The sequence below is a fragment of the Streptomyces sp. WELS2 genome, from assembly GCF_013870595.1.
Classification (GTDB): domain Bacteria; phylum Actinomycetota; class Actinomycetes; order Streptomycetales; family Streptomycetaceae; genus Streptomyces.
In genome coordinates, this window is record NZ_JACBWZ010001053.1 from 1 (window position 1) to 1,882 (window position 1,882).

The window sequence follows — 1,882 nt, forward strand, 5'->3', positions numbered from 1 at the left end:
GTCCTCGCGGCGGTCCGGGACGCGACGGGTCCACCGCTCGACCGCACGCCGGTACGTCCCGAGCACCGCAAGGGAACCGCGTGACCCCCAGGGGTTGCAACCGGTGCTTTTCCGGGGGGACTCGTCCCCCCGGCCCCACTGTTCGTCTCGGGCCGTCCCCCGGGTCGTCCAATCCCAAATCCCGTGCCGCACAGGCCGGCACGGGTGTCCCTATGAACCTTGGGAGTTGGCCCATGACCCAGCAGTCAGTGGAGCCCAGGACCGCCGCCGAGGACGCGGGCGAAGGCAGCCGCGTCCCCGCGGGCCGGTCCTGGCTCGACCGGTACTTCCACATATCCAGGAGAGGATCCACGATCGCGCGGGAAGTGCGCGGCGGCATCACCACCTTCATGGCGATGGCGTACATCCTCCTGCTCAACCCCCTCATCCTGTCCGGCAAGGACGCGGCGGGGGACACGCTCGGCCAGAAGGCGCTGATCACCGCGACCGCGTTCGCGGCGGCCTTCACCACACTGCTCATGGGCTTCGTCGGCAAGGTGCCGCTCGCCCTCGCCGCCGGCCTGTCCGTCTCCGGCGTCCTGTCCACCCAGGTCGCCCCCGAGATGACGTGGCCACAGGCCATGGGCATGTGTGTGATGTACGGCGTGATCATCATGCTGCTCGTCGTCACCGGGCTGCGCGAAATGATCATGAACGCGATCCCGCTCGCCCTCAAGCACGGCATCACGATGGGCATCGGCCTGTTCATCGCGTTCATCGGCTTCTACAAGGCCGGCTTCGTCCACCAGGGCAAGGGCGGCCCCGTCACCCTCGGCCCCGCCGGTGAACTGACCGGCTGGCCCGTGCTGTTGTTCGCCGGCACCCTGCTGCTGATCTTCATGCTCCAGGCCCGGAACTTCCCCGGCGCCATCCTCATCGGCATCGTCAGCGGCACCGTCGTCGCCCTGATCCTGAACACCGCCGGTGTCATCGACCCCAAGCAGTGGGCCAACGGCACGCCCGAACTGCACGGCAGCGCGGTCTCCATGCCCGACTTCTCGCTCTTCGGCGACGTCGAGTTCGGCGGCTGGGGCGGGGTCGGCGCGATGACCGTCGGGATGATCGTCTTCACCCTGGTGCTGGCCGGCTTCTTCGACGCGATGGCCACCATCATCGGCGTCGGCACCGAGGCCGACCTCGCCGACGACAAGGGGCGGATGCCGGGCCTGTCCAAGGCGCTGTTCATCGACGGCGCCGGCGGTGCCATCGGCGGTGTGGCGGGCGGCTCCGGCCAGACCGTGTTCGTGGAGTCGGCCACCGGTGTCGGCGAGGGCGCCCGCACCGGGCTCGCCTCGGTCGTCACCGGCCTGTTCTTCGCGGCCTGCCTGTTCTTCACCCCGGTCACCGCGATCGTGCCGCAGGAGGTCGCGTCCGCCGCCCTCGTCGTCATCGGCGCCATGATGATGATGAACGCCCGGCACGTGGACTGGGCCGACCGCGCCACCGCCATCCCGGTCTTCCTGACCGTCGTGCTCATGCCGTTCACGTACACCATCACCACCGGTGTCGCCGCGGGCGTCGTCTCCTACGTCGCCATCAAGGTGGCCCAGGGCAAGGCGCGCGAGATCGGGGCCTTCATGTGGGGCCTCACGGTGGTGTTCCTCGTCTATTTCGCCCTCAACCCCATCGAGGGCTGGCTGGGAGTCCACTAGCCCGCTGCCGGTGGAGCACCGTGTACGAGCTGTGCCGGCGGGCGCCGGCGGACGGGGGGACCGTCCCGAGGCGCTTGCGGCACGGCGACGAGGATGCCCTCGCCGCGGGTCCGCCCCGCGGCGCCGACGGCCCCCTCCTCACACCGGCCGGGCGGACGGTCCCGCCCGGCCGGTGTGCGCGACCGCGCCGG

1 protein-coding gene is annotated in these 1,882 nt (G+C 70.5%); it reads left to right on the forward strand.

The annotated features are described in order from the left end of the window. Nucleotides 1-233 precede the first annotated feature (233 nt). Nucleotides 234-1,691 (forward strand): NCS2 family permease, encoded by a 1,458-nt coding sequence (locus H5J33_RS33485; RefSeq protein ID WP_181798449.1) that lies wholly within the window; start codon nt 234-236, stop codon nt 1,689-1,691. Nucleotides 1,692-1,882: the final 191 nt, after the last annotated feature.